Source organism: Thermoanaerobacterium calidifontis (assembly GCF_055381745.1).
Genome location: NZ_AP042436.1, coordinates 611,250 through 635,187, shown reverse-complemented (window position 1 = coordinate 635,187; position 23,938 = coordinate 611,250). Strand labels below are relative to the sequence as shown.

At 34.7% G+C, this 23,938-nt stretch carries 19 protein-coding genes; 1 reads left to right on the top strand and 18 read right to left on the bottom strand.

Annotation, left to right across the window (positions count from 1 at the left end; translation table 11 throughout):
• Positions 1-48: 48 nt before the first annotated feature.
• From yicI to ACZ42G_RS03190, 14 genes are all read right to left on the bottom strand, one after another.
• Positions 49-2,373 (bottom strand): alpha-xylosidase, encoded by a 2,325-nt coding sequence (gene yicI, locus ACZ42G_RS03255; RefSeq protein WP_464851383.1) that lies wholly within the window; start codon positions 2,371-2,373, stop codon positions 49-51.
• Positions 2,373-4,451: a beta-galactosidase gene (locus tag ACZ42G_RS03250; RefSeq protein WP_464851382.1), complete on the bottom strand. Its 2,079-nt coding sequence runs from the start codon at positions 4,449-4,451 to the stop codon at positions 2,373-2,375. Before ACZ42G_RS03250 ends, yicI begins: the two co-directional genes overlap by 1 nt.
• A gap of 51 nt (positions 4,452-4,502) precedes the next feature.
• Positions 4,503-5,774 carry an alpha-L-fucosidase gene (locus ACZ42G_RS03245; protein ID WP_464851380.1) on the bottom strand — a complete coding sequence of 424 codons (1,272 nt, stop codon included), beginning with the start codon at positions 5,772-5,774 and terminating at the stop codon, positions 4,503-4,505.
• Between the two features lie 53 nt (positions 5,775-5,827).
• Positions 5,828-7,594, bottom strand: a complete 1,767-nt coding sequence (locus tag ACZ42G_RS03240; protein WP_014758164.1) for a hypothetical protein — start codon at positions 7,592-7,594, stop codon at positions 5,828-5,830.
• Between the two features lie 78 nt (positions 7,595-7,672).
• Positions 7,673-9,421 carry a type 2 periplasmic-binding domain-containing protein gene (locus tag ACZ42G_RS03235; protein WP_014758163.1) on the bottom strand — a complete coding sequence of 583 codons (1,749 nt, stop codon included), beginning with the start codon at positions 9,419-9,421 and terminating at the stop codon, positions 7,673-7,675.
• A gap of 79 nt (positions 9,422-9,500) precedes the next feature.
• Positions 9,501-10,460 (bottom strand): carbohydrate ABC transporter permease, encoded by a 960-nt coding sequence (locus ACZ42G_RS03230; protein ID WP_464851377.1) that lies wholly within the window; start codon positions 10,458-10,460, stop codon positions 9,501-9,503.
• Between the two features lie 11 nt (positions 10,461-10,471).
• Positions 10,472-11,950, bottom strand: a complete 1,479-nt coding sequence (locus ACZ42G_RS03225) for an ABC transporter permease (protein ID WP_274892341.1) — start codon at positions 11,948-11,950, stop codon at positions 10,472-10,474.
• A gap of 24 nt (positions 11,951-11,974) precedes the next feature.
• Positions 11,975-12,985 (bottom strand): LacI family DNA-binding transcriptional regulator, encoded by a 1,011-nt coding sequence (locus ACZ42G_RS03220; RefSeq protein ID WP_274892340.1) that lies wholly within the window; start codon positions 12,983-12,985, stop codon positions 11,975-11,977.
• Positions 12,986-13,214: 229 nt separating this feature from the next.
• Positions 13,215-14,609: a glycoside hydrolase family 1 protein gene (locus ACZ42G_RS03215; protein WP_464851375.1), complete on the bottom strand. Its 1,395-nt coding sequence runs from the start codon at positions 14,607-14,609 to the stop codon at positions 13,215-13,217.
• Positions 14,593-15,102, bottom strand: coding sequence for a hypothetical protein (locus ACZ42G_RS03210; RefSeq protein WP_464851373.1), 510 nt, complete (start codon positions 15,100-15,102; stop codon positions 14,593-14,595). Before ACZ42G_RS03210 ends, ACZ42G_RS03215 begins: the two co-directional genes overlap by 17 nt.
• Before the next feature lie 79 nt (positions 15,103-15,181).
• Positions 15,182-16,507, bottom strand: a complete 1,326-nt coding sequence (gene celB / locus ACZ42G_RS03205) for a PTS cellobiose transporter subunit IIC (RefSeq protein ID WP_014758157.1) — start codon at positions 16,505-16,507, stop codon at positions 15,182-15,184.
• A gap of 59 nt (positions 16,508-16,566) precedes the next feature.
• Positions 16,567-16,875, bottom strand: a complete 309-nt coding sequence (locus ACZ42G_RS03200; protein WP_303264028.1) for a PTS sugar transporter subunit IIB — start codon at positions 16,873-16,875, stop codon at positions 16,567-16,569.
• Positions 16,876-17,043: 168 nt separating this feature from the next.
• Entirely contained in the window at positions 17,044-17,574 is a 531-nt protein-coding gene (locus ACZ42G_RS03195; RefSeq protein ID WP_014758155.1) for a glycine/betaine/sarcosine/D-proline family reductase selenoprotein B, read from the bottom strand.
• A 29-nt stretch (positions 17,575-17,603) separates the two neighbouring features.
• On the bottom strand, positions 17,604-17,936 hold the full coding sequence (locus ACZ42G_RS03190; protein WP_013787345.1) for a PTS lactose/cellobiose transporter subunit IIA: 333 nt from the start codon (positions 17,934-17,936) through the stop codon (positions 17,604-17,606).
• 300 nt (positions 17,937-18,236) lie between these two features.
• Here ACZ42G_RS03190 and ACZ42G_RS03185 point away from each other — a divergent pair, with 300 nt between their 5' ends.
• A complete protein-coding gene (locus ACZ42G_RS03185) occupies positions 18,237-20,936 on the top strand; it encodes a sigma 54-interacting transcriptional regulator (protein WP_464851370.1) in 2,700 nt (899 codons plus the stop codon).
• A 123-nt stretch (positions 20,937-21,059) separates the two neighbouring features.
• On the opposite strand, the gene ACZ42G_RS03180 is transcribed toward ACZ42G_RS03185, so the two are convergent.
• The 4 genes from ACZ42G_RS03180 to ACZ42G_RS03165 all read right to left on the bottom strand — a co-directional run bounded on the left by ACZ42G_RS03180 (position 21,060) and on the right by ACZ42G_RS03165 (position 23,925).
• Positions 21,060-21,479 carry a putative toxin-antitoxin system toxin component, PIN family gene (locus ACZ42G_RS03180; RefSeq protein WP_464851368.1) on the bottom strand — a complete coding sequence of 140 codons (420 nt, stop codon included), beginning with the start codon at positions 21,477-21,479 and terminating at the stop codon, positions 21,060-21,062.
• A complete protein-coding gene (locus tag ACZ42G_RS03175) occupies positions 21,472-21,726 on the bottom strand; it encodes a DUF2281 domain-containing protein (protein WP_464851367.1) in 255 nt (84 codons plus the stop codon). Before ACZ42G_RS03175 ends, ACZ42G_RS03180 begins: the two co-directional genes overlap by 8 nt.
• A gap of 158 nt (positions 21,727-21,884) precedes the next feature.
• Positions 21,885-22,928: a Gfo/Idh/MocA family protein gene (locus ACZ42G_RS03170; protein WP_464851365.1), complete on the bottom strand. Its 1,044-nt coding sequence runs from the start codon at positions 22,926-22,928 to the stop codon at positions 21,885-21,887.
• Positions 22,929-23,004: 76 nt separating this feature from the next.
• Positions 23,005-23,925: a sugar phosphate isomerase/epimerase family protein gene (locus ACZ42G_RS03165; protein WP_464851363.1), complete on the bottom strand. Its 921-nt coding sequence runs from the start codon at positions 23,923-23,925 to the stop codon at positions 23,005-23,007.
• Positions 23,926-23,938 lie beyond the last annotated feature (13 nt).

Below are 23,938 nucleotides of genomic sequence, written 5' to 3'. Positions count from 1 at the left end.
CCACATTATAAGTTTATTAATGGAAACCTTTTGTTTATTGATAATATTTCATAACAATATGATATTTATTTTTGAACTATCTTTCTCAGGTATTATCCTTACGCCAAACTCACAATTATCATATGAATCGCCTACTACTTCATTTACATTATAAATTCCTCTCAGCAATATAGTCCAAGGTTTTTGGGCACCATCTACATTCACTTCAATTGAATTTCTTTCTTTTTTAGCAATTACGGTCACTTTATCTTCTCCGTTCATTCCATAAACTATTGTAGATGTCTCTAAACCATCTTCTAACTGGAATATCTCAAAAGTTACATTGTCCAAATAATCATAGTCAGGTCTACTGTCAATATTTCCTGTTGCGATAATCGTATTTGGTCTAACCATAAGAGGTATGCTCATGTAGCCATGTTTCTCTTGAATCCATTGTTGACCATCTATGACCACGCCATTTAAATAATTAGTCCATTTCCCATTTGGCAAATAGTATTTTGCAATTCCTTCTTCGTTAAATATTGGAGCAACTAATAGAGAATCTCCAAGCATATATTGTCTATCAATGTACGCACAAGTTGGATCATCTTGAAATTCCATAACCATTGTCCTCATTATTGGTATGCCAGTAATTGATGCTTCATAAGCTTTTGAATAAAGGTAAGGCATCAATTTGTTTTTCAATCTTGTAAAATGCCTTAATACATCAACTGCTTCTTCATCGTATACCCATGGCACTTTATATGCTGCATTACCGTGAAGTCTACTATGTGATGACAAAAGTCCAAAAGCCGTCCATCTTTTATATATATCTGGCGTGGCTGTACTTTCAAATCCTGCTATATCATGACTCCAAAAAGCAAATCCAGACATGCTTAATGACAAACCACCACGTAAGGTTTCTGCCATTGATTCATATGTAGCATTGCAGTCTCCACCCCAATGAACTGGGAACTGTTGACTACCTACTGTAGCTGACCTTGCAAAAACAATCGCTTTATCTTTCCCAAATTTTTTAGCAAGTGTATTATAAACTACTTTGTTGTATAAAAATGTATAATAGTTGTGCATTTTTTCAGGATCAGAGCCATCATAGTAAACAACATCTGTTGGGATTCTCTCACCAAAGTCTGTCTTAAAGCAATCTACGCCCATGTCAACAAGTTTTTCTAATTTTGATGAAAACCATTGGCACGCATAAGGATTTGTGAAATCAACTATTCCCATTCCAGGCTGCCATAGATCCCATTGCCATACATCCCCATTTGCCTTTTTCAGGAGATAGCTGTTTTTTGCTGCTTCAGCAAATAGTTTCGACTTTTGAGCTATATATGGATTTATCCAAACAGATATCTTAACACCCTTTTCCTTTAACCTCTTTAACATATTTTCAGGATCAGGAAAGTATCTTGAGTCCCATTCAAAATCACACCACTGAAATTCCTTCATCCAAAAACAATCAAAGTGAAATACACTAAGTGGTATGTCCCTCCTTAGCATTTCATCTATAAAAAAGCTAACCGTCTTCTCATCATAATTTGTTAAAAATGATGTTGTAAGCCACAATCCAAATGACCACGCAGGAGGCAATGATGGCTTACCTGTTAGAGAAGTATAATTTATAAGTACGTTTTTTATGGTTCCTCCGCCGATTATAAAATATTCCATCTCTTCATCCATTACACTAAACTGCACTTTTGAAACTCTCTCAGAAGCTATCTCGTATGATACGAGTCCAGTATCATTTACAAAAACACCATATCCTTTGTTTGTTACATAAAGTGGTATATTTTTATACGCTTGCTCACTGCTGGTACCACCATCCCTATTCCATATATCTACCTGTTGACCATTTTTAATAAAAGGCGTAAACCTCTCTCCTAAGCCATATATATATTCATCAACACCCAAGTCTAATTGCTCTCTTAAATAATTTTTTCCATTTTGCGATGTTATATATGCCATGTTTTTAAAACCTGTACCAGTAATTCGTCTATCGCCTATAAAAAAGTCAATTGACCAATCTCCTTTAGTTTTTATCTTAGCCGTAAGATTTCCGCTTGTAAAAGTAATATGACTATCATCTTGTTTGATACCTACTTCTATGTCATCTTTTCTGTTTATCTCAAATTTAGGGCTCTTATTTGCTTTACCTTTAAAATGATATAATTTAACACTAATCACATCTTCCATAGGCGAACTTATTTCTACAGTCAGAAGAGGACCGCCTAATGTATCTCCTCTACTGTTTACATGAAACGTAGGTACATATAAAATTACACTATTATCACTAATCTCATAATCATTTACTTCAGTGGCTCCATAAATCTTGTATTCTTCTCTAACAAGCCAATTTCCATCTGTAAATTTCATTATCTATCAACCCCTTGTTTTCTATTTTCTATAATCTTAAATCCATAAGGCGGCAACATAACTTTTCCGTCTAACATGCTATTATCTACTATATCTATATATTCAATGTCTTTTAGATCTAATTTCTTTTCTTCATATGTGAAGTTTAACAAGAATATAAATTCTCTATTTCCATCTGTTCGTAATTGAGCAGTAACTCCCATTGGCAAATCAATATCTATCGTTCTTTTTATATTTAAAAGTTCTATTATTTTGTCATAGAAATCATCCACAAAATCATCATTATTTCTAAATGCTATATAATATGCCTTTCCATTGCCATAATTATTAACTGTCACAGCAGGATAACCTGCATAAAAGTCTCCTTTATACTTGGCTAAATCTCTTGCTCCTTCAAGATGAATAATTTCGCAAAGCTCTTTCGCCTTATATTCACCTTTAATACCTAATTCATTAGTTTCATTAAAAACTACATAATTTTCATCTTTATCGTGCAATGCATCTATTTCTTCGCTCCAAATCCCCAATACCTCTTTTAGCGGTCCTGGAAAACCACCTAGATAACAAAGATCATTTTCGTTTGCTATGCCACTTAAATACGTCGTTACAAAAGTTCCACCACTTTTTACGAATTGTTTTATTTTTTCAGTTACACCTTCTTTTATCATGTAAAGCATTGGAGCTATCAACAGCTTGTATCTATTAAAATCGCTTTCCATGTCGATCACATCTACCGGAACACCTTTACTCCAAAATGGCCTATAATGTGATTGACACGTCAAAAGGTAATCTTTTTTTTCTTGCCTTGGGCCTTTTGCATCTTCTATCGCCCAGTTATTCTCCCAATCGTAAATTATAGCCACCTCTGGTTCTACAGTTGTACCTATAATCGGATCTAACTTTTTTAGTATTTCTCCCACTTCTTTAACATCTTTAAATACTCTTGTGTTCTCATGTCCACAGTGATTTACTACTGCACCATGAAATTTTTCAAATCCTCCCCTGCTTTTTCTCCATTGAAAATACTGAACAGTATCTGCTCCATGGGCAACTGCCTGTATTGATGATAAAACATGCATTCCTGGTCTTTTTAATTTTGAGACAGGCTGCCAATTTGTAACACTTGGTGTGCTTTCCATCAGCATGAATGGCTGCCCACTTTTAAGGGAGCGATTTATGTCATGAACAAATGCTGTTTTATATGCAACTACCCAATCTTCTTCATTTCCATGCCAAGTTGGATAACTGTCCCATGATATGACATCAAGATGTTTTGCAAATTTCCAATAGTTAAGTCCCGGAAAAGTCCCCATAAAATTAGTTGTTACAGGGATATTTGGTGTTAGCTCTTTTAAAGGTGCAATCTCATTTTCAATAAAATCTATAGTCTGATCTGTTACAAATCTCTTGTAATCCAAGTTTAATCCATGTATAGTTGTTTCGCCAATTGGTGATGGCGTTTGTATCTGTGACCAATCTGTAAATGTATGGCTCCAAAAGTAGCTCCACCATTCATGATTTAATTTTTTTATATCATTATCGTATTTTTTCTTAAGCCAATTTCTGAATGCTTCTTGACATAAATTGCAATGACAATCATTTCCGTATTCATTTGATACATGCCAAGCAATCAAAGCTGGATGGTCCTTATATCTCTCTGCAAGTTTTCTATTGATATTTCTCACTTTTTCTCTGTATATTGGAGATGTAAAACAATGGTTCTGCCTCCCTCCAAAAAGATGTCTTATTCTATTTGAATCAACCCTCGCTACTTCTGGATACTTTTCAAGAAGCCATGCAGGAGGTGCAGCACTAGGTGTTGCAAGTATGACATATATTCCATTGTCATACAACTTGTCCATTATACTGTCCAACCATTTAAATTGATAATTTCCTTCTTCTGGTTCTAAAGCGGCCCAAGCAAATATGCCTAGACTTACCACATTCCAATTAGCTAATTTCATCAATCTTATGTCTTCATCTAAAATTTTAGGATAATATAACCATTGATCTGGATTATAATCACCTCCATGGAGAAAATGTGGATATTTCCCGCTTATTGGTTTATATTTCCCCATAAAATTACCTCCATTTAACTATATATAATCATATATTAAGATGTATTTTCATTATTTTAGTTCCAACTCGATTACAGTATCAATTTCGTCCGGGAGTCCTGCCCATTGAACGTCAAGAAATGCACTATCTTGATCATCTAAATTGTTATGCCAGTAATCAGTAACTTTAATTTCTGAAAGATCAGATAGCAATCTGGCTTTATTTATTTTCCCTTTTAATCCCTTCAACACTATCGGTCCTAAACTTCTTTCAAAAATATGTGCATATAGTTTTTTTCCGTTTTTCGTGTACCTTCCCCATTCTGGTTTTGGCAGTTCAGATGACCCACAATCGTAAATACTATCGCTATTTTTATTCATCCATTTGCCTATTTGCAAAAGCACCTCTACAGATTCTTCTGGTATTTCCCCTTTTGCATTTGGGCCAACATTTAAAAGCAAATTGCCATCTTTACTCACACATTCTACCAAAAGTCTTATAATTTGTTTTGCAGATTTAAAATTTTTATCTATTGCACAATACCCCCAATGATCATTCATTGTTATACATGCTTCCCATGGCACAGGATTGCCCAATTCATCAAAAACACCTTCTGCTGGAATCATCTGCTCAGGTGTTGCAAAATCACCTGCATATACTTCGGGATCTATTGACTTTAAATTGCCACCTAATCTACTGTTTATTAATATTTCCGGTTGATTATAACGAACCATTTTGACAAGCTCTGATGCTCCCCATGCATCCCCTGTTTTGTCATCATAAGAAAAGTCAAACCACATAATATCTAACTTACCGTAATTTGTTGTAAGCTCTCTCACCTGACTGTGCATGTAATCTACATACTTAGAAAAATCATACTCCTTGTTTCTAAATAATTCATTTCCTCTCATGGGATGATAGGGATCATTATATGCAGGATATTCATCATGATGCCAATCAAGCAACGAATAGTATAATCCAACGCGCAAATTCTCCTTTCGAAAAGCATCTAAGTAATCTTTTATTAAATCTTTTTTAACAGGCGTATTTGTGGACTTATAATCAGTTAATTTGCTGTCAAATAAACAAAATCCGTCATGATGCTTCGCAGTCATTACAGCATATTTCATGCCTGCATATTTAGCCAATTTAGCCCATTTCTGAGGATCATAATTTGTAGGATTGAATTCTCTAAAATATATTTCATAGTCTTCGTTAGATATTCTTTCTTGACTGCGTACCCATTCGCCTCGTGCAGGAATTGCATACAATCCCCAATGTATAAACATACCAAAACGGGCATTTGTAAACCAGTTAATAGATTTCGCTTTTTTTGGTATCATAACAAAACCTCCTTTTCGTTAACTTTGAATTTAAAACCACAGTTAGACATTATTCATTCTTTTATAAGCTTAAATGCTTTATTTATTCCTGGAGAAACACGAAGTCTTATAACATAATTTCCTTTCTCAATTTCCGCCTTTAAAATCTTTTTATTCACCAAATCCTTTACAGATGTATACCCATTTTTTAATATCAAGCAAACTTCATCGTACCAAGGTATAAAAGAATGTAAAATAAAGCAGTCATTATCATAAAGAAACAATCCTATCTTTGAAACAGAATCTAACATTACGGGACTATTTTTCAAAAATACAGTTCGAATTATATAGAGAATTTTTCTGGGATAATTGTATAAATCCCCATAATCTTCAGGTATAGTAAGTATATATAGATGTCCTTTCCCATAAACTGTTTTTAACAATATAGGAAAGTTATTATCCTGTCCAAGGCCTGCAATAAGTTCCCAAGTATCATTAGTCTGAAATTCTATTTGTGGTATTTCGATTGATTTTGACGATTCTTCACAGCCACCAAATGTAATTCCTCCATCATTTGAGTAAGCGTAACTGTTAATACTTGTCTTTCTATTTGTTATTGTAACATTTGCCAATACATTCTGAAATCCAAGATTTGTAGCTGCTTCAAGAAAACCAGAAGTAACTATAACATCTGCACCATTTTCTAAGCTTTTAGCTACTTTAAAGACAATATCTTTATCCATAGCTGCAGTTTTTGTTAAAAATATTGTTTTGGCATTTTCGGGATACTTAGGATATGGCTCAAGTGGAATTCCCAACATACCTATATAGTCATGCAAATAGTCTTCCCCATGGCTATGATATGGCAAGTACGTAGCAATACCAATCGGTTCACCTATATCTCCTAAATAAGAATCCAAATCCGTAAAAATTTGGCCATTTACAGGCACACATAGCGAAAACTCTGGATTCAATAATGACCCTAAACTAAACATCATCACCTCTTTTGCTTTTGCAAACAACGTCAAGTAAGCTTGCTCTGCGTATGATGTAAGATTGTATGAACACTCAAATGGGTCATACCAACCGCCACCATTCCGCTTAGGTGCTACGTTCTCCATATAACGCAAATTAAAATAGCTTAGATACTTTGGCAAATGCTGTTGAGTATATGTAGGATTTCGCGTTTCTGTGCCTGTATAAATTCCATCAAAAATCTTAGGTTCCTCTTCAAGATTATATCCTGTCTCCTGATAATGTTCATACCAATTTGGATATTTTATAATCATCTTTACATTTGGATTTACCGCTTTAGCTGCACCGACTATTATTTTCTCAGAGATTTCTTTCATCAACTCTAATCTAAAATCTTTCCACGATCTATTCCCTTTTGCTTCGATACATGATGAACATCTACAATTTGTAAAATAAAAATCATCTAAAATTATTTCATCAAATAGTGAAGCCGTAAATTCCACCACATCTTTTAGAAATTGAACTGTATCAGGATTGGTATAGCATAGTGGATTAAAACCTCCTTCCCCATTTTGAGCATTGTCAGTCGTAATCCCTCCTGCAGTCTCAATTCCTTTTTCTTTAAAAAAGTTTATTAACTTTATGATTTGTTCATTAGAAATAGTAACACCTTGCCGATATGTTTCCAAGTAGACTTTTCCTATGTTTATATGTTTCTCAATCCATTCAAATTTTTTTGCAAATAGCTCTATATCTGTAATGCCTATTAAATCGCCGACAGGGCAGTATATTGCAGCTTTAAAATTGTTATAACTTTTCGTACCAAATTCTTTATCTGAAGAATGGTTGTTTCCTTCAATGTTCATGATTGATAAATGCTCCTTTCGTTTAAATTGATTGAAAAATTGGGATCTTACCAAATAAGCGTAAGACCCCAATACTGCTTATTTATTTCTCACTTTGTCATCTAATGACTTACGTATCTGTGCTTCATGCTGTTGATACTTTATACAATCCTCATATCCATGTGCATATGCTTGATTCGTCATATCTTTTACAATGGAGTCAAATTCTGCATCTGATTTTGCATATATTGCTTTCCAAGAACCATTTACAATTATTTGCTTTACTTGGTTCCAGGTAGTAGTTAATTCATTAGACATAGGTGTAGCAGAATAAGTAGTTCCAAGGGAAATTGCTAATTGATTGTTTTTCACCAAATATTGATCCAAGTTAGGAACGCCCATTTTGTCTCTCCAATCCTGTTCAATTGAACTTACAGGCAATGATTGTCGAGTTTCCCAGAATTTATAGTTGTAAGTATCTCCATTTTTCGCATCTGGATTTTTCGAATCTATTGCCCAAGTAGTGTTATTTATTTCATCAACACCATCGCTGAATTTTCCCGAGTATGGAGCGGGAAGCTCTGTATTGCCATCACTCATGGCTTTTTCACCTAATTGTGTCAAAATCGGTCTGCCTTCCTTATCGTAATCCCAAGTCACTCCTTTCGGTCCATAGTTGTTTGTCATTACACCTTCAGGTGTCGATAGCCAATTTATAATAGCCATACATAATTCAGGATATTGTGTTTTTGCACCAATAGTCCAGACACGATTTCCTCCATACATATTTAAACCGTAAGCTACATTTTTTTGATCAGAAGCTACTAAAGGCATCATGGCCTTTCCTGCTTTCAGATGATCTGGTGTATTGTATATTGCACTGCTCATAAAGTCAAATATATTAAAGAATGCACCACCTGTTTTGTAAGTCTGTGTTACATCGTCAAAAGTCTGCGTCATGGAGTTTGGATCAAGTAACCCTTTTTGATATAAAGTATTGTAGAACTTTAACATCCTTAAGTACTCTCCGCCTGGCTTTAGTGCATCTTGATACTCTCCTGTATTCACATTATACAATCCAAATCCAAATTCATCCCAACCGTATAGAGCTGCCGTTGCTTTTACAAACATAACCATATTTCCATCCCAGTCTTTAAATAAAGAGACTCCATATGTTTTCTTCCCTGTATCAGATGTTGGCGCTAATTGCTGCATTTTTTCTAAAAGAGGAATAAAATCTTCTAATGTATTTATCTTTGGATATCCTAACTGTTTATACAAATCCCATCTAATAAACGGACCATAAAATGGAGCTGAATGTTCTGTAGCACTACTGCCTACATCGTGTCCAAAACCATATATATGTCCTCCAGAAATGGATTTATTCTTTTCCAATGCCATTTGCATATGTGCTTTAATATAAGGACCGTAATCATCAAGTAAATTGTCTTTATTCCAATCAAGCAATGCGCCTGCTTTCACTGCTGTCTGGTAATCTGTAGAGTCATTTCCAAATACCACTATATCACCAAGATTGCCTGATTCCAGCCTTGTAGCAAAGACACCGTCGCCATCCTTAACTATATTCAATTTTACATTGAATTTGTCCAAAAGGACCTTCGCAAACCATCCTGTTTGTTCACCTTGAAAATTCGCCAGCTGGCTATAGACAGTAAGTGTTATAGGGTTCATAGGTCTGATTGATGCTATGTCGCCTTCTTTTGAATTAGCTGAAACAGCATTTGAATTATTTGATTTTGTTTGAGTTACTTTAGGTGTGCAGCCAGCCAACGTAAATAATACCATGAAACTGGCTGCTAAAACGGCTACAAATTTCCTGATTTTCACATTAAAACCTCCTTTAAAATTATGATATTTATAAAAATTAATATTTTTAAAATATTAATTTTTAACTTATCCAAACATCTCATCCTTTAACAGCACCAATCATAATTCCTTTCTCAAAGTATCGCTGCATAAATGGATATACCAGCAAAATTGGAATAAGAGTAACCATCGCTACAGTCATTCTCATCGTCCTCATATTCATGACTGAATTTATGACATTTTGAGAAACTGAACCGCCTGAATTCATGAGAGTCGCTAAATCTGATGTACTTGTCAAATATATATACAACCTATACTGTAATGTATATAATGATGGATTCCCAGACATTAATATCATAGAATCGGTAAAACTATTCCAATTGCCAACAGCACCAAATATGGCAATAGTAGCTAAAATGGGCTTAGATAGCGGCAAAATAATTTTCCAAAATATAGTAAAATATCCCGCTCCATCAATTTCGGCACTTTCTTCAAGATCTGGTGGTATTGACTCAATATATGTTTTTACTAATATAATATTAAATGGCGATACTATTCCAGGAATTATATAACCCCAAAAATTATTAGTTAAGCCAAGCATGGACATATTCAAATACCATGGAATTAAACCAGCATTAAAATACATGGTAATTACTATAAAGCGATAAATGAACTTACGACCATACATTTTTTGTTTTGTCACTAAATATCCAACAAAAGCCGATGCCAATACCATTAAAGCCGTTCCTAAAATAGTCCTGGCTACAGATACAAATGTTGCAGTTGCAAGATCATGTACTTGTAGCAGAGCTAAGTAATTATCAAAATGAATTCCTTTAGGATACCATAATATCTGTCCTGAGCTTACTAAATTATTATCACTTATAGTGTTTATAAAAAGATAATAAAATGGGAATAAGCAAATTAAACTAAACAATATGAAAAACACATGATTAAAGAAATCAAAAATTATATCACCTAGACCTCTATCACTTCTGACCTTAAATATCTTAAATTTTTTTGATGGCAAATTAGTCTTATTTACACTATCTGCATTCATTATTAATCCCCCTAAATTATACTTTCACCACGTAACAATTTGGAAAACCAATTTGCAGCCATTAATAACGTAATACTGATTACAGATTTCAACATGCCAACGACCGTTGCCAACGGTATATTTCCAGTTCCACCACTGCCAAGCCCCAATAAATACACGTATAAATCTAACACTTCAATTGAATTTTGATTTGCCGCATTCCTGAATACATAATATTGGTCCATTCCATTTGAAAGAATGCCTGCAATGCTCAAGAGAAGCAACACATAAAATGTTGGCATAAGACCCGGTATAGTAATATGCCATATCTTCTTAAATCGTCCTGCACCATCCACAGTAGCTGCTTCATAAAGTTGCTGATCTATACCTGAGATGGCTGCTATGTATATGATTGCACTCCATCCAAGACCTTTCCATGTCCCCCATAACCACATCTTAAGCCAAATATGACTTCCACTCATTAGAAAATTAGTGGCCGTTTTTTCCAATCCTAATTTTATCAAAACTGTGTTGACAAATCCTTCCGTAGAAAACATAGCAAAAGCCAAACTGTACACCAGGACCCAACTGATAAAATTCGGTATCGTTGTAACAACCTGAATTGATTTTCTCAATTTTAGTGATCTGATTTCTGTAAGGCAAATTGCGAAAGCCATTGGTAAGAATGACGTTGCGATGCCAATTCCACTCATCGCAAGAGTATTTGTCATAACCCTTATGATATCAGCTCTACTAGCCGCATTTTTAAACAAAAATTCAAACCATTTAAGCCCAACAAAGTTATTCCAGCTTAATCCAAGTCCTGGAGTATAATCAAAGAATGCATAACGCCATCCCCAAAGAGGCAAATACGAGAACAAAAAGCAAAGGATTACAAACGGAAGCGCCATTAAAAACAACTTGTACTTTGCTTCCATTTCATACTTATCGTTTTCCGAAGGTTTGGGCAGTAATTTTATATTAACAAACCCTAATATAGCACAAACGATTAAAAAAATATCAAAAATCAAATATGAATATGATATAATAGGTTGAACTGCGTTAAGGTTAGCACTTCCGCAAAGAGCATAATACGCCGGAAACAAAAGAAGCAAAGAAATTATAGCTGCTCCACACCCTATAATAATAATTTTTATACCTAATCTTTGCAATTTCAACTTACCCAGCGTCATGCAACAACCTGCCACAATTGCAGTAACACTAAGAAAGGTTAGAAGAGAAGAAATATATATATTTAGCACTGTACCACTATTAACCCATCCTCTGTTTATTGCTCTTGTAAATCCTTCTACAAGCGAACTATAAGACACTGCCATAGTAAATAAAGCAGAATTCTTATCAATCAAACCACTGACCATCGCTGGGTTCAATGCAGGAATAAATGTTGATATCAAAATCAGAATCGCACATCCACGTAGCAAAAACATCCAAGTGTTGATTTTGTTAAGCTGATTTTTTGATACCACTAAAATGCTATTTGTTCCAGGCATTATATTCACCACCTATAGTTTAATTTAATTTATTTTTTTGACAGAACCATTAATAACGAGATCAGACACTACAACTATTTCTTTAGGATTCGCTTCTTTATCCTTTATTCTCTCTAAAATCATTTGTCCGGCTTTTTTCCCCATTAACAAAGCATTTTGTTTAATACAAGTAAGTTTTGGTTCTATCAGCTTCTGATTTTCAATTTCTTCAAAAGTCACAAGTGAAACATCATCAGGAATTTTTAAATGATTCTCTTTTAACACTAGCATCGTACCCTCTGCCATCCTATTATTAGCTGCAAAAATAGCTGATGGTACAATCTTTTTATCCACAATCAACTTTTTTACTTCTTCATATGCTTTTTCCCAAGAATAATACCCATTGAGGATAAAATCATCTTTAATCTCAATATTGTGATCCATCATTGCAGCTTTAAACCCTTCATACCTTTCTATACCAGTGCTAACATTTAAATTGCCATTTACAATGCAAATATCCTTATGTCCCATTTCTATTAAATATTTAGTCAATGTATAAGCACTTCCAAAATCATCACTTGCAATAACGTCCACATTGCTGTTTTTAATCTTTCTATCTATCAATACAACAGGAATATTCTCCTTAATTAGATCATCAACATATTTATTATCCGTATTTGAAGATGCCAAAATTATTGCATCAACACGTTTTTGTGACAATCTTTTAAGAACATTTAACTCTCTCTCAAAATTTTCATCTGTGTATGATAGAATTAAACTGTATTCTTCTTTACTGACAACACTATCGATCCCTTTTATTATTTCCATAAAAAACGAATTAGAAATGTCAGGGAGAACTACACCAATTAAATGAGTAATATTGCTCTTTAAACTTCTGGCTATACTATTAGGTTTGAAATTTAACTCATTCATTGCTTTTAAAACTTTTTCCTTAGTCTCTTTACTGACAGGATAATTTTCGTTTAGAACTCTTGAGACAGTTGCTATTGACACTTGTGCATGCTTTGCAACATCTTTTATCGTTACATTTTCCAAATCAAATACCTCCATAGTAATCAATTTCTATACTATAATATTTATTCTACAAAAATTTAAAAATTCCTGCTTTGTTACAAAAAAATTTTTTATCTTTAAAAACGTAGCAAATCGCAGATTAACCGTATCATCATTATTGCCTTTATTTTGAAACATTTGTTAAGAAAATAATTTTATAGATAACAATTTCTATAATAAATAAAAAAATCCCTCATAAAGAGGGAACATTTTACTCGCTAAACCCATTGTTTTTTGCTAATTCTTTATACCAATATCCACTTTTCTTGATGGTCCTCTTTTGTGTTGATATGTCAACCGATACGAGCCCATAGCGGTTTTTATACGCATTTAAGAATGACCAATTGTCCATGAAAGACCAAAGATGATAGCCTTTTACATTGCACCCTTCTTCAATAGCCTTATGAAGCCATATTAAATGACCTTTGATGAAATCTATTCTGTAGTCATCTTGAATTATACCGTCTTTTATGAAGCGTTCTTCTCCTTCCACGCCCATGCCGTTTTCTGAAATATACGATTCAATGTTTCCATAGTTGTCCCTTACATTTATCAAAATGTCATATATTCCTTTTTCGTATATCTCCCATCCTCTGTACGGATTCATCCTTCTTCCTGGCATTACATATTCATCAAAAAACCAATCAGGTGTAAATACTCCATAAGGATTTGGCATGTTTTCCTTTGCTTTAACCCTTCTTGGCTGATAGTAATTTACTCCAAGATAGTCAACCGTATTATTCTTTATGAGCTCAAGATCATCCTCAGTATACACCGGTAAATGATTGTAACTCTTTAAAAGCTCTACAAGTTTCTCAGGATATTCTCCTTTGACACATGGATCTAAAAAGCTTCTATTGAAAAGAAGATCAGCTATTTCTGCCGCCTTAAGATCTGCAGGATGATTGCTTCGAGGATATGATGGAGTAAGGTTTAATACAATCCCGATTTTTCCATCTTTTATGTCTAACTTTTTAAACTCGTTTATTGCCATTGCGCTTGCCAAAACTGTATTGAAACATACCTGTATAGCTTTCTTAAAATCCACGATATCAGGATAATGAAAGTTATAAAGGTATCCTCCCTCTGCTGGAACTATAGGTTCATTGAAAGTAATCCATCTTTTTACCCTATCTCCAAAAAGCTCAAAGCATGTCTTGGCATAGTTTTTATAATTCTCCAAGACTTGACGGCTTTCAAATCCTCCTATGTGCTGCATTTCAATAGGCATATCAAAGTGAAACAAAGTAGCTATAGGCATAATACCATTTTCTAAAAGCTCATTTATGACGTTATTGTAGAAATCTACTGCCTTTTTGTTTACTTCTCCTACTCCGCCTGGAATCAATCTTGACCATGATATAGAGAATCTAAATGAATTGTGTCCTATTTCTTTCATCAATTTTATGTCTTCTTTATATCTATGATAAAAATCAGATGTCACTTCAGGTCCTACACCATTAAAAAAGCGGTTTGGCACTTGCTTGTACCAATAATCCCATACATTCATTCCTTTCCCGTCTTCGCTTGCAGCACCTTCTATCTGTGTTGCAGATGTGGCAGAACCCCACCAAAAACCTTCTGGAAATTTATACTCTTTTGCCATTTTTCTTTCCTCCTCTTGTTTTGTTAGTCACATAGCTTGCAATAAATTTTTCCCCACCTAATGATATTAGAAAATATCCTACGGAAAATATTATCACTAATGGACCGAAGAATTCTTCTAATACAATACATATCGCCAGTGCATGCGTCGCATAAACTATCAAGTCGTAATAGTTCAATTCTCTTTGCTTCTTTATAAGTGCCACAACATAAAAGACAAGTGATAGCACAAGCGACGACGCTATCAAACCAATGTACAGAAATAGTAATGAGGATGCAATATTTTTTATTGATAGTTTTAAATAGCTATTTAAAAACACTGAAAAATTGCCTGTAAACAATGATATTATAAGTTTAATAAGTGTTAAATAGACAACTCCAAAAATCGTCAAGATAAGGTCAAACCTGAGAAGTTTAACTATAGATTCGCCTTTTAATCTTTTGTAGTTTTGAGGCATAAACAGGCTTATTTTTAGTTCTTCCAAAACACCCATAAATTTTATCTCCTTACACCTTTTAAAATGTTTAAAGCAATTAGACGATTACGACTGTAACCGCCTAATTGCAATTATATCAGCCTTTTTGGCTTTCAACAGCCATTGCTTGCTCTTGCTCAAGGTACTGTCTATCTACGACTCTTAAGAACGGCAAGTATATGAAGAACGAAATCACTAATTCAATTATCTGCCATACAGCACCGCTAAAGCCTGATACCAAAAGTCCTCCGATAATAGGTGGTGTAGTCCATGGTATTACAACACCTGTCGGGTGCCCAACAAGACCTATTGACATGACGATGTAAGTCAAAGTAGCCAAAATCATCGGTGTCAATATGAAGGGTATTACCATTATTGGATTTAAAACGATTGGAAGTCCGAATATTACAGGTTCATTGATATTGAATAAACCAGGGACTATAGCAAGTTTTCCAACAGTCTTAACCTGTCTTGATTTTGAGAAGAAAAGCATAGCAAGTACAAGTCCTAATGTGCTGCCTGAGCCACCTACCAGCATGTACATGTCATGGAACTGCTGTGTTATGATGTGTGGAACTGGATGACCAGCTTGGAATGCCTGCAAGTTCTCTGCTGCGAGTGCCAGCCATATTGGTCCCATAACAGATCCAACTACGTTTGCACCATGTATACCAAATGACCAGAAAAGTCCTTCGAAGAAGTTAGCAATCAGCGTAGCAGGCAGTGTATCTCCAAGTCTTGTCAAAGGTATCTGCAATACTGTGTAGATAAATTGATGTATTGTACCGTAAGATGTCATAGCAAACAGCATTCTTATAACATCGATGATGATAGCAACTATAGCCGCAGGTATCAATGCAGAGAAAGCTCTTTCAACTGCAGGTGGAACACCTTTTGGCATCTTAATTACCCAGCCTCTTTTTATAACAAATCTTACGATTTCTACTGACAGTATCGCCGTCAAAATACCTACAAATAGACCTTTTGAGCCCATCCAATCAACTGGTATGCCACCACTTACTTGAATTGCTTTTTTAGCTCCTTCAGGTGTATAATTAACTATAAACGGTGTAAATATCAAAAATGCAACGAGTGCAGTTGCAGCCGTGTTTAAACCATCAATCTTATAATGCCCTGCGAGGCTATACGCAATGCCAAATACTACAAATATACTCATTATTGACATTGTAGCCTCAAAGGGCCTCATAAAGAATGTATTCCAGTTTGGTCCAAAAGCCTTTGCCATAAAATCAGAGTATCCAGGTATGGGCAAAAACGCCAGCAACAAGAAAACAGCACCTATTGTAATGAGTGGAACAGCAAGCATAAAGCCATCACGAATTGATGTCAAGTACCTATTTTCGGAGATTTTGCCTGCTATAGGCATCAATTTTTCTTCAAGCGAATCTGTAAACTTACTCATTTTTATAACACTCCTTATCTTAAATTTAGATTTTTGGTTTTAAAACTTATAAATGAGAACTATTTATTAGCCATGCTTAAAGCTTGGTCTAACACTTTTTCCCCATCCATCATGCCGTAGACGACTGGATTTATCACATCTACAGGCACACCTTTTTCACTGCATATTTTCTTTGCTTTTGGCAAGATGAATTTTACCTGTGGGCCCAAGAGAACCACATCAGCTTCTTCTACGTATTTTTCCATCTGTGCCTCAGGGTATGCATCGACAGCAACTTCTATGCCTCTCGCTTTTGCTGCTTCTTCAATTTTTCCAATCAACATGCTTGTGGATGAACCTGAAGAGCAAAATAGAATAATCTTAAGCATTAACGTTTTCCCTCCTTTCAAAAAAACTTTGTTTGTAAAAGCAATTTTTCATTTTATCTTCAAGGATTTCCCTACTACATATCAAGACAAGAACTATTAAAACATCTTAAAAAGAGGGAAATCCCTTGAAAGCAAAAGTAATCAATCCAAAAACATCGGCATCACCCCTTAATCTTGCGGAAAATATCCTTCCTCTTCAGGAGATCCTATAGGCTGCCCTTGAGCCAACTTTACTGCAAACTTTGATATCTTTCTTAATGAATCGTTTAGTCCTATACCGCCCCTGTTTGGAGTCTCTATGATATATATCTTTTTTCTGAACAATTCTGTGCCTGTGTTGTCTTTTGACATAGCCGCAAACGCAGGAATATTTAATTTCTCTATGACAGCTTCTGTCAAATATCCACAGCAATCACCGTATCTTTTGTAGTTTAATGCAGGGCCGCATATAACAACATCTGGATTAAACGCCTTTATCATGCTTAATAATTTTTCAATAGCTTCATCCTTATTTTCAAGAAAATAGTTATCACCACAAATTACGGTGCCAATTATGTCACCGCCGTTTCTCATCATGGTGTTTTTCAAAAGCATACCCAATCCTATAGCACCAAACTGAGATTGAGGTTCCATATTCATTTTCTCATCTGTTCCGTATCCTGCTTGAACTTGATTTAAAAATTGTACCGCTTTAATCATTTTATCCTCCTAATTAGTGTTTAATTTTTTTATTTTGTAACACATGTATGAAGAACTGGTTCCAACATCTTCCTAAGCTCAATAATCTCTGATATGAGATTTTTCTCTGATATAGCAGTCATAAGATGATCTTGTGAATGCACAAATAATATAGAAAAATCTAATTTTTCACCTGATGCTTCTTTTTGCAACATGCTGGTCTGAACATTATGTGCTTTTTCTATAGCCTCATTAGCCTGGGACATAAGTTTTTCAGCTTCTTCAAATTCGCCGTCATACGCCTTTCTAAGCGCTTCGTGTGCATATGCCCTTGCTTCACCTGATTGTATAATGATTTCCATAACTATTTGCTGCAAATCCATATTATTTTCCTCCTTGAATTGGTTTTATCTATTTTGGGGTTCACTAAATAATATATGCAAAAACCATGCCAAAACACTAAACTACATAAAAAAGCCGCAATTTATGCTGTCCAGATGCTTTAAAACAAATAGTGTTTCTTAGTGTTTAATAAAAATCTGCATATCGTTTTATTGTTTTTTATTAGTGTTTTAATGTTTCAATAGTGTTTAATCCATTAAATCACTATTGAAAAACTTATTGCGAAATATATAATAAGATATAGGTAGAGAAAGTTATTTGTGGTAAAGGGGATCTTTAAGTTGAAAAGAAAAGAATTAATTTTAAAAAAGTTGATAGAGCTAAATAGAGGAAACGGCGTAGATGCCATGACATTGGCAAATGAGCTAAATATGTCGCGAGCAAACGTTAGTCATGAGTTAAATCTTTTGTGTAAAGAGGGAAAAGTCGTAAAATCAGATGGCAGGCCAGTGATGTTTTCACCTGTGTTTGAAAGCGTCAAAAGCGATTCCAGCGACAGCAAATTGTATGAGTTGGACATGCTTATTAAAAACAATATAAGCCTAAAACAGGCTGGCGAACAGGCAAAAGCTGCTATTTTATATCCTCCCAAGGGAATCCACTGTTTAATATTAGGTGAAACAGGTGTAGGAAAATCCACTTTTGCACGAATAATGCACAAGTATGCCATAGATATGGGGGTAAAAAAGCCTGACGCTCCATTTATAGCTTTTAACTGCGCAGATTATAGCAACAATCCTCAGCTTTTGACAGCGCAGCTATTTGGGGTTAAAAAAGGTGCTTACACAGGCGCTGATACAGATAAAGAAGGGTTAATCGAGAAGGCAAATGGAGGAATCTTATTCCTTGATGAAGTCCATCGCTTGCCGCCTGAAGGACAGGAGATCTTATTCACTTTCCTCGATACTGGGTATTTTAGAAGAGTTGGCGATGTGGAAAACAGGACATCTGACGTACTAATCATATCGGCTACAACTGAAGATCCTTCTTCATCTCTTTTAAATACATTTACCAGAAGAATACCGATGATAATTAAAATACCGCCACTTAGAGAAAGGACTTTGGAAGAAAGGTTTTACCTTTTAAAAAGGTTCTTTAAGCACGAAAGCATAAAGCTAAACAGGGATATATTCGTGTCGCTTAATTCCATGAGAGCGTTTTGTTCATATGACTGTCCAAACAACATCGGTCAATTAGAAAGTGATGTCAAGCTTATATGCGCAAAGGTCTATTCAGAATTTTTGACTAACAAGAAAAACGACATAAGGATCTGTAGCAGAGACTTGCCTGATTATATAAAGAAGGGATTATACACAGATAAACAGCATAGAATGCTGTGGAATGAAGTCATAGGTGATGATATAGAGTTCTTTAAGTTTTCTCCTACAAATGAAATAGAGGAGATTCCAACTGCCTCTAATGATAACAGCATTTACGAGATAATAAATGATAGGCTAAGGCAGCTTAAAGCAAAAGGTATATCTGATATAGACATTGAATCAATTTTGGAAAAAGACATAGCAAAGTACTTCCACAAGCAGATATATGGTATAACTGAGGAGAAAAACAAGCAAAACTTGATTCACATCTTAGGAGAAGACATAATAAGCATTACAGATAGGATTGCAGAACTGGCATCCGAACTACTGGGAAAAGATCTCAGTCAAAACAGCTATACTGCACTTGCTTTGCACTTAAACACGCTTATTGAAAGGGTCAATAAAAATAAGCCTATTGTAAATCCTCAACTATCAAAAATAAAGCAATTATACCCAAGGGAATTTGAAGTTGCTATTGAAGCCAAAAAAATCATAGAGAGATATTTGAATGTTTCGATTCCAGAAGATGAAGCTGGATTTATCGCAATATTTCTCATGTCCGATAAGGAATACATCAATAAGCAAAGCGAGAAAGTCAAGGTGATAATAATTGCCCATGGCAATTCTACTGCTACATCCATGGCAGATGTGGCCAATAAATTGTTGGGTGAAAATTATGCAATAGGCTTAGACGCCCATCTTGACAAAAGTCCTCTTGAAGTATTAGAAAGTTTGAAAGACTACGTGAGGAATGATATGAATCAGGCAGGATACCTTCTCTTAGTAGACATGGGCTCCCTTACAACATTTGGCGAAACGATTGAAAAAGAGTTTAATGTGCCAGTAAAAGTTATACCGCTTATTTCCACTCTCCACGTCATCGAAGCTACCAGAAAAGCGCTGTTAGGCATGCCTCTTAACAATATTTACATGAGCGTACAGTCGATAAATTCGTACATGGAGAACAACATGGATTTTGCTCCACTGATAAGCGACAAAAAGAAAATCGCAATTATAACAGCATGTCTCACTGGGGAAGGTGCCTCTGTTGCAATCAAAAGTTTCTTAAAAAACAACTTAAAGTACGACAAAGATTTATTTGAGATAATACCAATTGACAGCCTTGATAAACACATGACAATGAAGAAAATAAATGAAATCCAGGAAAACATGGAAATAGCTTTTATCGTATCGTCTTTTCCATTGGATACTAATATTAAACAGTACAGCATGAATGACGTCTTAAGCTTAAAAGTCATGAAAGAATTGCAGGAGATAGTGGATATTAAGACAACCCTTATCAAGATGGGCAATGTATTGAAAGAAAACATCCATAACATCGATGGCGAGGAACTCTACATCGATATACAAAACACTATAATGAAGCTTTGCGACACGCTGTCGATTTGCTTTGATGATGACATGCTGCTTGGCATAATACTTCACTTTGCTTTTATGGTAAGCAGAATCAAAAAAGGAGAAAAAAGCATTGAATATATAGGAAAAGAAGAATATATTAAAAACAACAAATCATTGTACAACGCAGTAAAGAAAGCATTGACGCATTTAAACACAAAATATTCTATAATAATACCAGATGATGAAATATGCTATATAATGAGATTTTTCCAGGAAAAAGATGCTCTTTTCAATATGATATGAACAATCCCCTGTGCATTGTGCATAGGGGATTTTATTTCAATTAATTTTTATATTGATTTTAATTTCTTCTAAAAAATCATTATAGATAAAATTATCACACCATTTATGCCATTGTTTTAATCTTCAGTGCTTATTGTACATATTGTTTATAATTTGTAAAAATTCTTTAACTGTTACAATGCGTATTCCTTTATATTCTTTTATTTCTAGCAAATCTTTATCTCCAGATATTATATAATTGCAATCACCATCAATTGCACAGTTAATGAATTTGTCATCATCTTTATCCCGACATACCGATACATTGCTTGTTACATGTACAAATTCTGCAAGATTTTCAATAAAATAAAACATTTTTTCTTTGATTTCCTTACGAAAATGAAATTTTTTATATTCCACAACTTTTCTATATTCATAATATATATTCTCAGATATTACCCACGTGAATTTGTGCATTGCACAGTTTTCAAAAAGTTCTTCCATGGTGGGACTACTAAACAATATTGATACAAATATATTAGTGTCAATTACAGCTCTAATCATTTGTATACCTTATTTCTTTTACCAAATCAGAAATATTTTCTTCTGAATAACCGTATCCTTCTAATATCTTTTTAGTTTCCTTCGTCGTTTCAAACATATCTCTTACAATCTTTAACCTCTTTTGTATTAGATACTCTACAAAATCTAAAACTTCTTTCTGTTCATCTTTAGGCATTGCTTTTACTTTCTCATATATTATATTATCTAATTTGTCATTGATTGAGTTTGACATTTTTATCACCACCATTTATTATTCCCTTCTTTAATTATATCATTTTTTAAAAATATAAAAAGGTATGTGTACAGCAAAAACATTGCAAAACACATACATTGCCATCTAGTTAATCTTGTTTAAAACAAAAGCTTTGTGATCAATTATCATCGCTTCCCTCGATATATTTTATTTTATAGTTCAACAGCTTTTCCTGTTTCGCTTGATTTAAATGCAGCTTCTATTATCGAATAAACTCTTTTTACTTCATCTGGTTTTACTATAAGCTCCGCTTTTCCTTCGATCGTATCGCGGACATTTGCATAAAACTCTATCCACTCTGTATCTACATCTGGAAGCTCAAAATGATCTTTTACTTCTTCTGGCCTCGGCGCAAATGTACGGGTCGGTCCTGCTGTTGTCTCTACTATTTCCGCATCAAATTTGTCTGCAAGCTTATTTAACTTGACAATTTCGCCATGCCCTTCAAAATCATCTACTACCAATGTCCCTTTGTCTCCACCAACAAACCATCTCGGCAACGGCTTTAAACAAAATGTTCCAACTTCTATCTGTGCAGATAACCCATTGTCAAATTTCATCAATAGCTTGAAATAGTCGTCTACATCTTTGTTTAATACGCTAAATAGTTCAGCGTATACTCTAACTACTTTATTGGGAATCATATATAAAATTTGGTCTATAAGGTGGACACCCCAATCTAAAAGCATCCCACCGCCGCACTCTTTTTTATTCCTCCAACCGTAAATCAATCCACCTGCACCGTGTACTCTGCTTTCGATCGTATAGACATCGCCAATCATGCCTAATTCTACGGCTTTTTTCACTTTATTAAAGTCTTTGTCCCATCTGCGGTTTTGATGTACTGTAAATACTACATTATTCTTTTCTGCAGCCTCTATTATTTCATCTATTTCCTTCATCGACATTGCAACAGGCTTTTCAACTATGACATTCTTTCCAGCATTGGCTGATGCAACTGCAAGATCCTTATGCACATCGTTGGGAGTTGCGATTAATACAGTATTTACTTCATCATCCTTTAAAAATTTATCCAAATTATCATATCCTCTAAGTCCAGCCTTTTTCGCTACATCGACTTGATATGTATCAATATCGTACGCCGCTACTGCATCAACACCTTTAACCTTTGGGGCATTTTTATGATGCCACATTCCCATGCCACCATAGCCTATTATTCCAAGTTTTATTGGCATCTTTCTACCTCCTGTTGTGATTAAATAAAAACATTTTATAGACAAGTAGACTCGACTACTTGCCTATGTGAAGTATTTATATGAATTGTTTCAAATGATCAAACCCTAATTTCAATCCCTCTTTTACTTTTTCCTCGCTGCCTTCATACAGTAGGTCTTCATGCTCGATGCTTATAACTCCATCGTATCCTACATCTTTTAAGGCTTTTATGAACTTATTCCAATCAACTTGGCCAAGGCCAGGCATCCTAAACCTCCAATAGCCTGTTTCGCCTTTTTTATGAAATTGCCTGTTAAATACGCCATACCATTCAAGCTTATCTTTGAAGATTTCAGCGTCTTTTGCATGTACGTGGAAAATTCTATCCTTAAATGCTGGCACAACTTTTACATAATCAATTAGCTGAAATAAAAGATGGGACGGATCTAAATTAAGTCCAAAATTCATAGACGGTATTCGCCTAAACATTTCCTCCCAAAGCTCTGGAGTAAATGATATTGTACCAGGAAGTCCTTCTCTCTGCCAACCTTCCATTGGACAATTTTCGATTATGACTTTTACACCTTTGCTTTCCGCATAGCTTACTATATCGCCAAAGACTTCTTCAAATTCGTCAAAGTTTTCTTTTAAGTTTTTCTCGGGATTTCTCCCTATAAAGGTTCCAACCATAGATGTGCCTAACATTGCTGCAGCATCTATGCACTTTTTGGTGTGATTGTTTATAAATGCCCTCTTTTCAGGATTAGGATGTAAATTATTATCGTAGTATGCCAAAGATGATATGGAAAGACCTAAATCGCTCATGTATTCTTTTATCTTTTGAGCTTCTTCTTCTGTCAGCGTCTCTACATCTATGTCACAACTGGAATAGTCTCTGTCGTTTAGCTGTGGCCAGCAAGCGATCTCTAATGATTTAAAACCATTCTCTGATGCCCACTTTGCCTTATCCAAAAGTGGCATATTTCCTAAACAAACTGTTAAAAATCCAAGATGCATAATCTATCTCTCC

Excerpts from the sequence above, each read along its gene's own strand:
- celB (WP_014758157.1), bottom strand. The coding sequence starts at position 16,507 with ATGAGTAAGTTTACAGATTCGCTTGAAGAAAAATTGATGCCTATAGCA.
- ACZ42G_RS03165 (WP_464851363.1), bottom strand. The coding sequence starts at position 23,925 with ATGCATCTTGGATTTTTAACAGTTTGTTTAGGAAATATGCCACTTTTG.
- yicI (WP_464851383.1), bottom strand. The coding sequence starts at position 2,373 with ATGAAATTTACAGATGGAAATTGGCTTGTTAGAGAAGAATACAAGATT.
- ACZ42G_RS03230 (WP_464851377.1), bottom strand. The coding sequence starts at position 10,460 with ATGAATGCAGATAGTGTAAATAAGACTAATTTGCCATCAAAAAAATTT.
- ACZ42G_RS03215 (WP_464851375.1), bottom strand. The coding sequence starts at position 14,609 with ATGGCAAAAGAGTATAAATTTCCAGAAGGTTTTTGGTGGGGTTCTGCC.
- ACZ42G_RS03170 (WP_464851365.1), bottom strand. The coding sequence starts at position 22,928 with ATGCCAATAAAACTTGGAATAATAGGCTATGGTGGCATGGGAATGTGG.
- ACZ42G_RS03210 (WP_464851373.1), bottom strand. The coding sequence starts at position 15,102 with ATGGGTGTTTTGGAAGAACTAAAAATAAGCCTGTTTATGCCTCAAAAC.
- ACZ42G_RS03225 (WP_274892341.1), bottom strand. The coding sequence starts at position 11,950 with ATGCCTGGAACAAATAGCATTTTAGTGGTATCAAAAAATCAGCTTAAC.
- ACZ42G_RS03200 (WP_303264028.1), bottom strand. The coding sequence starts at position 16,875 with ATGCTTAAGATTATTCTATTTTGCTCTTCAGGTTCATCCACAAGCATG.
- ACZ42G_RS03195 (WP_014758155.1), bottom strand. The coding sequence starts at position 17,574 with ATGATTAAAGCGGTACAATTTTTAAATCAAGTTCAAGCAGGATACGGA.
- ACZ42G_RS03250 (WP_464851382.1), bottom strand. The coding sequence starts at position 4,451 with ATGGGGAAATATAAACCAATAAGCGGGAAATATCCACATTTTCTCCAT.
- ACZ42G_RS03190 (WP_013787345.1), bottom strand. The coding sequence starts at position 17,936 with ATGGATTTGCAGCAAATAGTTATGGAAATCATTATACAATCAGGTGAA.
- ACZ42G_RS03175 (WP_464851367.1), bottom strand. The coding sequence starts at position 21,726 with ATGGTGGTGATAAAAATGTCAAACTCAATCAATGACAAATTAGATAAT.
- ACZ42G_RS03240 (WP_014758164.1), bottom strand. The coding sequence starts at position 7,594 with ATGAACATTGAAGGAAACAACCATTCTTCAGATAAAGAATTTGGTACG.
- ACZ42G_RS03180 (WP_464851368.1), bottom strand. The coding sequence starts at position 21,479 with ATGATTAGAGCTGTAATTGACACTAATATATTTGTATCAATATTGTTT.
- ACZ42G_RS03245 (WP_464851380.1), bottom strand. The coding sequence starts at position 5,774 with ATGATACCAAAAAAAGCGAAATCTATTAACTGGTTTACAAATGCCCGT.